General features: G+C 42.6%; 7 protein-coding genes. 4 read left to right on the forward strand and 3 right to left on the reverse strand.

Annotated elements, in window-relative coordinates; translation table 11 throughout:
• Positions 1 to 96: 96 nt before the first annotated feature.
• From WC903_07415 to WC903_07425, 3 genes are read left to right on the forward strand one after another with little or no spacing between them, the layout of a single operon-like run.
• Positions 97 to 798, forward strand: coding sequence for a class I SAM-dependent methyltransferase (locus WC903_07415; GenBank protein ID MFA5893767.1), 702 nt, complete (start codon positions 97 to 99; stop codon positions 796 to 798).
• Positions 782 to 2,536, forward strand: a complete 1,755-nt coding sequence (locus WC903_07420) for a radical SAM protein (protein MFA5893768.1) — start codon at positions 782 to 784, stop codon at positions 2,534 to 2,536. The genes WC903_07415 and WC903_07420 overlap by 17 nt, the downstream gene beginning before the upstream one ends.
• A 49-nt stretch (positions 2,537 to 2,585) precedes the next feature.
• Positions 2,586 to 3,572: an aminopeptidase gene (locus tag WC903_07425; protein ID MFA5893769.1), complete on the forward strand. Its 987-nt coding sequence runs from the start codon at positions 2,586 to 2,588 to the stop codon at positions 3,570 to 3,572.
• 32 nt (positions 3,573 to 3,604) lie between these two features.
• On the opposite strand, the gene WC903_07430 is transcribed toward WC903_07425, so the two are convergent.
• The 3 genes from WC903_07430 to WC903_07440 all read right to left on the reverse strand — a co-directional run bounded on the left by WC903_07430 (position 3,605) and on the right by WC903_07440 (position 7,988).
• Positions 3,605 to 4,588, reverse strand: coding sequence for a fibronectin type III domain-containing protein (locus tag WC903_07430; protein MFA5893770.1), 984 nt, complete (start codon positions 4,586 to 4,588; stop codon positions 3,605 to 3,607).
• 156 nt (positions 4,589 to 4,744) lie between these two features.
• Positions 4,745 to 6,691, reverse strand: a complete 1,947-nt coding sequence (locus tag WC903_07435) for a radical SAM protein (GenBank protein ID MFA5893771.1) — start codon at positions 6,689 to 6,691, stop codon at positions 4,745 to 4,747.
• Between the two features lie 103 nt (positions 6,692 to 6,794).
• Entirely contained in the window at positions 6,795 to 7,988 is a 1,194-nt protein-coding gene (locus tag WC903_07440; GenBank protein MFA5893772.1) for a radical SAM protein, read from the reverse strand.
• On the opposite strand from WC903_07440, the gene WC903_07445 reads away from it, so the two are divergent.
• A partial coding sequence (locus WC903_07445; GenBank protein MFA5893773.1) for a hypothetical protein occupies positions 7,900 to 8,094 on the forward strand: 195 nt, incomplete at its 3' end. The genes WC903_07440 and WC903_07445 overlap by 89 nt on opposite strands.

Raw genomic sequence — 8,094 nt, forward strand, 5'->3', positions numbered from 1 at the left:
ATTATATTAACTATGCGGGCATAAAACTTAGCGCAGATCCCGCCCGCGTTCATCGATGTTAGGTCGTTGTTTGGGCACAAATTACAACATTAATTCATGAGAAATACTTGCTCGAGATGTGAAACAAATATATATCGAATCGCTTATGAAAACAACTCGCAAAGGCGGCTTAATGGATTCGGCTGGGATTATTCCGCAAGTAAAAGTGTGGTGGATATTATAAGGGCCAATAACTTATCCGATCGCGCCAAGGATAAAAGGGCGTTGGATCTTGGCTGCGGAGATGGGAGGCACATAGACTATCTTCGGAGATTAGGGTTTAAAGTCTTTGGGATTGACTCCTGCAAAGAAGCTATTAGATTATGCAGGGATAGATTTCGGGACGATGCTAACGTAAGTCTTAAATTGGCTGATCTAACCGTCAGGGATTCGATTTCTGCGCTTGGCCTGTTTGATCTTATTCTTGACTGGAGCGTGCTCGACCATATAAGGAAAAAGCATCAGAAAGCTTACCTAAACAACGCATTTAATGCATTAAAGCATGGCGGATTTTTTATCCTGTCCGAATTCGACCGGTCTTACCCGGGCTTATTCAAAGGGAAAAACTATCGGGCCAAGAACGGCAGCTATTCATGCGCCTTTACAATAAATGATCTCATTAAATTATTAAAACCTTTAGAGCTTGTCGATTTTAAAGAAGGGGCGCTTGAAGATGAAATAAATAATTATCGATTCAATACTGTTTTAATGAGTATTCATAACGCTTCTTATTTATCTACAAATGATCAAGTTAATTAATTTTATTTTATCGCGCATTCGATATATAGTTGACCTTGAAGATAAAAACGGCAATTCTATATCACAACGAAACGTTCTGGCCAAATTAAACATTCGGCAAAACATTATATATCAACCCGATCATTCTTATGTTTTATCCGACCCAAGAATTATTTTTATAAAGCGTATTATTCAAATAATGCTTGTGCAGATTGCGCTCAATCGTTCCCGGGCTAAATTGCCATTTGCGTTTAAATTACGCGTCTTAAAAGATTGGCTTATAAAAACAAGCCCGGATGCTTTTTTGGCGCAATTTTCCTGGCACTGCAATGCCGATTGTGTATTTTGCTATCAAAAAGGAACCCCTTCTTTTATCAAAACAAAAAGGAAAAACTCTTTTCAAGAAATGGAAACACGCCTCAAATATTTTAACCCACAAGAGTCACTCGGGTTAGTTGCCGGTGAAACATATGAGAACGATGAGATTCTAACAAATCCCAATATTATAAAAGGGTTGAAGAGCTTAAGAGAAAAGGGCTGTTCCAAAATCTTGGAGATACTTACCAACGGCACCCCCCTGACCCATGAAATGATCGACAAACTTGCCTGTTTCCACCCTTTAAAAATATCGATTTCATTAAATAGTGCCGATATAAACCGCCGGAAACAATTAATGAACGATTCTCGCCCGGGGACAGCAATTGCCAGTCTGCCTTTATTAAAACAACATAAAATCCCATTCACCGTGAACATTGTTGCCTGGCCCGGTCTTCCCTTATCCGATATTAAGAAAACGATCCGCTACGCGGAAAGAAATGATGCCTATGCAGTCAAAATCTGTGCTCCAGGTTTCAGTAAATATTTTTCGAACAAACAATTATTCAAAACAAAAGAGTTATGGAGAAGATTGGCAAAATGGATAAATGTATACCGGAAGAATCTGTCAGTGCCGCTATATTTTTCGCCAAATCTATTTGTCGAGAATCTGCCGGGAAGCGGTTATTTAACAAAACCCTATATTCTTGGAGTCGTAAAAAATTCTCCTGCCTATCAGGCCGGCTTGAAAACCGGCGATATATTATTGGAAATAGATAAAATAAGCATAAATAACAGGGAAGAGGCACTGGCTAACTTATTAAAAAAGGAATCGGTTAGCATTAAGATAATGCGCGGCGGCAAAATACTTTCCTTTCTGATTAAATACGGAAAGCACAAATACCCCTATTTACCATTCATGAAGCAGGCCTACGGCGATATGATAGATCCGTTTGGGATAATGCTGCCTCAAGGCTTGAAAACTGATGATGTTTTGGATGTCTATAGATATAGCGCCGTTTACAAGGCAAAGAATGTTTTGCTAATAACATCCCGAATGGTCAGGCCGACATTAAGGCTTCTTATAAAACAACATTATAATGGAAGAATAAACGTTTTTCTTCTTGTCCCAAAGAATCGATTTTTTGGGGGCAGTATCATTATGGGAGACTTGCTCGTCGTCAATGATTTTATTTTTGCTATTAGAAGCTGGCTAAGAAAACATAAAAAAAGGCCGGATTTGATACTGATCCCTAATTCTCCTTTTTCCGCTTGGGGGCGTGATTTAATAGGCGATAATAAATTAAAAATAGAGCGGGAAATCGGCATCCCGGTTGAGTTTATTTACAATTCGCCCATTTTTAGATGGAATCTTCATGATTACGCGCCTGCTCAACCACAGCTCATGCCTGATCATTTCCATATTCATTTTTATTTAGTATGAAATTTCTCGAAAGATTCATGGATATATAAGTGAGATGATTAATACAAAAATGAGTGGGCTGATAAAAGGCGCTCAGATTGCTTTAAAAGAACGTTATAACCTTCGTGCCGGGCAAAAGGTACTTGTTTTTCACGATCTTCCCAAAAAAAAGATCGGCGCGGCTTTTGTCGAGGCCGCGCGGAATCTGGGGGCCGAAGTTAAAGTTTTTCAGATTGGAAAAGAACGTTTTGCCGGCGATACTCAAGAAAGGCTGGCGGCCGCGCTGTCCGGTCATAGCTTTGCTCTCATTATTAATGTTTTAAAATCGTTGGTAGAAGAAACGCCGGACCGAGTTAACTTGGGTAAAATGGAAACGGGGCCCGACACGGTAATTGCTCATTGCCCTGAAATTGAAGAAGCTATGCTGAAAATTAAAATAAATTTCGGAGAAATGATTGATAATGCCAGAAAACTTTTAGAAAATCTCAAAGCCGCGTCCGAAGTTCATATCAAAACAGCGCTTGGAACTGATGTTAAAATCGACATTCGTGGACGAGAATTTCATGATGATATCATCCCAAGAACCAGCGGTATTACCAATTTCCCCTGCGGGGAACTTTTCTGCGCGCCTGTTGAATCTGGAACAAATGGAACTGTGATCGCAGACGCCTCAACCACAAGCCTGGGCATTCTTCCCCAACCGCTAAAACTCGAAATAAACGGGGGGAGATTAACAAGTTTGCAATGGCTTAATGCGCCAGCCAGAAACAACCGTCTGCTGGCAAAACTCCGGGCCTCTCTCTCTCAAGATGATGAGGCTGGCCTAACCGGAGAATTAGGGATCGGTTTAGCCTCTTATCCGATTTGTGGAAATATGCTGCAAGATGAAAAAGTTGCGGGCACAATCCATATTGCTTTTGGATTCAATCGTAATTTCGGCGGCCGGAATAATTCCAAATCTCATTTTGACTTTTTGGTCAGGGATCCGGAATTAACTGTCTATTATCCCGATCGGCCCCCGCAAACCATCATGCGCGCAGGCAAATTGCTCATTTAAGTCGTATTGTCTGCTTCTCTTAAAGCGAGGCGTCATTGTTTCGACAAGGGGTAATGTTTATCATTCACCTGCACCTTGACACGGTGGAATTCTCTTGGGGCGTCCGCCGGCTCGGTTGATCGATTATCGCTGGGATCGACGGCTTCGATATAGTATTCGGCACGATACAAACTTAGCCTGTTTTTTGGCACGGCGGCAGAATAAATGCCGTTCTCTTCTTTCATTTTGTAGGACTGCCAGGGATTAGCGTTATAAATGCGATAATATAAAGTCGCGTCTTTGACCTCGACATTGTCGGTTATCCTGGCAGTGACTTTAAAATCCTCGTCAATATATATACGTTTGATCGGGGTGTGCACAATGTTTGGCGGAATTGGATCATAGACGTTGATCAAGTAGTTCGTATCCGGAGCTTCCAGCGGAAGATGCGCACAATTGCCGCTGTTATCTGTCGCGTCGATATAATACTGGATGGCGCCCAAACGCACTGCCGCGGCTGGGATTATCGCGTGATCACATATTTTGTCTTGCTCGATCTGAGCAAAGCTCCAATCCCTGCTGTCGATATGTTTATAATATAGCCTGCTTGATTTTACCGCTTCATTATCGGCGATCTGGGCACAGATATTAATTTCAGTGAACACTTCGGCGCTCGAGATCGGCACGTGTCGAATTATCGGCTTGACTTTATCTGTCAACTGGATCGAAGCTATCGCTGACCAATCGCTATAATTTGCCGGTTTGGCCGAATCGTAGGCTTTGACCCTGAACTGATAAACATGGCTATTGGACAGATTCTCGATCGTTTTTGTCGTAACGTCGCCGACTTTGATTTCCACCCAATCTCCATTCGTAGAAATATCACGAAGGGCCAGTACATAACCGGCCAGGTCGGTCAATCGTGAGCCGTTATTATTACTCGTTGGCCCCGACCAGGCGATCCTTGCCGTCCGGTCCTCATCATTACTTAATTTCAGGTTTGTTGGCGGGGAGGGAGCAATTGTATCGGCCGTCATTGCGCCGCCGCATTCCAATAAGCACAGATAAGGTTGTATTACCGTCGCACTGGTACAGTTCATTTTTCCCCCGAGGCAGCAATAGCCCCATTGAGTAATTTAATTGTTTTCCTACAATTGTTTCGATTTTATTGGGGAATAATTTCAGTCAATTACTTAGAGGCTTTCAAGCTCGACAATGCCGTCTTTAACTGCGTTCTTTATAAACGCCTTGATCTTCTGTTTTGCTACTGGATATGTCCTTTTATAATCTTCCGCAATTTCTTCCAACGACTTCGTCCCATCCATCCCCCCAATAAACTCTCTTGTCCTTGCGCTTATTTTTCGCGCATCGATTTCGCCGTTTATCTTATAGAACAAATAAGACACTTTTCTGTTGCGACCAGATTTTTGAGCTCCCATTCGCTTCCCCAGTTCCATATACTTTTTTACATCATAATTAAATGACCCATATATTACTTGCTCTGATATTTTTGGCGCTATCATTACCCAATCGCCCTTCATTCTTCTTGTTTGCTTGACGGTCCCGGCTGTTAATGACTTTTTAATAAATTGGACGTTATATATCACCGTTTCATATTTCAGAAGATCGAATAAAAACAAGGCCTCGATCTTTTTCTCTCTGTGGATTTCTTTTGCGAATTTACAAAAATAGTCCATTGATTTATGGGTTAATACCGGGCTTTCTATTAAATGTTCATTTTTGTTAAACCAATTGATCCATAAATATAATACTTCCAACGGAGCCGCCTTTAATTCGTCGCATAATAACGCAAAGCTTTTTGGCAAATATTGTATGACAGGGAACAACCAGTCTTGCGCAAAGATGAACAGCTCCAGCGGCAGATATTTTGTTTTAAGGTTATAAAAGGAGCTGAATAGCCCTGGATACTTCTTGATCTCTTCTCTTTTCGTGCCTAAACATGAAGTGATGTCGTTAAAATCCGAATAACAGTAGGTCAAGGCCAGAGATTTTTTATTTGTTTCCATTAATTCCGAGCCGGCAACCGGGGCCGCCAGATACAGCCTGATATTCACTTTTGGCCCAACATTGCTTAGCTTAAGGGCGAGGATTAATGTATCGTTCAGGTCGGCTTCCTTTTCTTCCGGAAAACCGATTATGAACGAGGCCGCGCATTCAATGTTGTTCTTAATTGTTTCTCTTATTATATGTTCAACCCTCTTTAAATTAATGCGTTTTTTAATTAGCCGCTGCATTCTCTCCGACCCCGTCTCCACCCCGTAAAAGATGCCTTCGCATCCGGCCCGGGCCATCAGCGTCAGGGTATCGTCTTCGACGTCCAGGCTGTCTATCCTCGAACTGCAGGTCCAGGTGACCCCCAGTTTCTTCGTAATCATCAGTTCGCATAGTTCTCTGAGCTTTTGCCTGTCGAGCGTGAACAGGTCATGCTGGAAGGCAAATGATCCGATCTTGTATCTCTGTTTTAAGTAAACTAATTCCGCCACGATCCTCTCCGCCGATTTGAGCCGGAACCTCCGGCCCCAGTGGACGCTCGTGGAACAGTAGACGCAGTTGTACGGACAGCCCCGGCCCACTTCGATGCTCGCGACATAGCTTTTCTGCTTACCCTGATATTCCGACAAAGGCACGGCCAGTCCATAGTCCAACAGCGGCAATTCATTTAAATCCTTGATCAATTCCCTTTTGCCGTTATGGACTATCTTTGGCCCTTCTCGATATGAGATCCCCGCTACTCCCGCCAGGCTTTCGCCCTTTTCCAGCCTGTCGATCACCTCGACCAGAGTTATGTCTGCTTCTCCGTAAACAACGATGTCGATAAAAGGGAACTTCCTCATCGTCTCTTCCCCGGTCGCGGTCGCCTGCGGGCCGCCAAAGATGATCTTATATCTCGGATTCGCTCGCTTGCACTCGCGCGCCAGGTTGAGCGACAGCGGATAGTTCGAACACACAGCGGTAAAGCCCAGCACGTCGGCACATTTCGCGCCGATCAGCTTAACCGCTGCCTTATAAAAACTCCGATCAAACCTGAGAACTTTTTGATTTATCAGCAGCTGCAGGTCCAGCAGTTCAACCGGTTTGTTTTTGTTTTTTAGTATCGTGCCCAGGGTCAGGATTGACAATGGCGGTCGGTTAAAATAATCCGAGGCTTGGTCTGCGTTAAGAAAACTGGGGGGATTTATTAGGCATGTTTTCATCTTACTTTACTACCATTGCGGATCCAGGTCATCCTAAATTTGTATTAATAACGCCATTTTTTATAGTTTCCCTTAAAAATCGCCCTATTTTCGAGCGTGGCGTGGGATAAACTTTATTAAAATCATCGATAATTTCCCCGAAAGTCCTTTCCCCATCGATCTTATCCAAAAACAATTTCGTTTTTTTACTAATTCTCTGGATTACCAATCTATCACTTAAATTATAAAAAAGATAATGTAATTTCTCTTGATTATTATACGTTTCCAAGTTTTTTTCCCTGTTGTCACTGAAATATTTTTCAATATCATATGAAAAAGTTTGGCTAATCAATTGCTTTGATACGGCCGGTACGACCTTTCGCCAATCCCCCCGAAACATTTGTCTCAAATCGACTTGTGAACAGCCTTTGATCTTTTTCTTTTTATTAAGCTTGATTAGATTCATGCATTTTTCATATTTCATAAGGTCCCTGACAAATGAGAATCGCTTTTTATTCTCACGATAAATCCCGCTGGCATATTTGTAATATTTGTTGTAAGCGTCATTAAAGCTAACGGTCGTAGTTATTTCATAGCCGTTGCGATTAAACCATTTAATCCATAAATAAATCGCTTTTAACGGCGTAATATCCAATTCGCGGCAGAGCAATAAAAAGCTCTTAGGCAAATGTTTTAGTATCCACACCCCCCAATCCTGGACAAAGACAAACACCTCTAAAGGCACGTAGCGCGTTTTGAGATTGTAAAAAGCGCTGAATAGCTCGGGGTTTTCTTTTATTAATTTCATTTCATCCGACCGGCATAATTTGAATGAAGTGTAATAAGAGATGCATTCCGTCATGATCAGATCTTTTTTGTAGTCCGCCATCAATTTTGTGCCCGCGACCGGCGCGATAAGGTTGCATTGGACTTTCGAAATATAATCGATGTTGGCCAGGCGCAGGGCAAGGTTTAACGTATCGTTCAGGTCGGCTTCTTTTTCCTCCGGGAAGCCGATGATGAACGAGGCCGCGCAGGGGATATCATTTTTAATGGTTTTTTTTATCACTTCTTCAACCCTATCCAAATTAATATTTTTGTTTAACAACCGCTGCATCCTCTCCGAACCTGTCTCGACCCCGTAAAAGATACCTTTGCACCCGGCCCTCGCCATCAGCGCCAAGGTATCATCTTCGACATCCAGGCTGTCTATCCTCGAACTGCAGGTCCAGGCGATCCCCAGCTTTTTCCCGATCATCAGCTCGCACAGTTCCCTTAGCCTCTGCCTGTCGAGCGTGAACAGGTCATGCTGGAATAAAAAAGTCCCGATTTTGTACCTCTTTTTTAAG

The organism is Candidatus Margulisiibacteriota bacterium (assembly GCA_041658645.1).
Lineage (GTDB): Bacteria > Margulisbacteria > WOR-1 > O2-12-FULL-45-9 > XYB2-FULL-48-7 > JBAZZV01.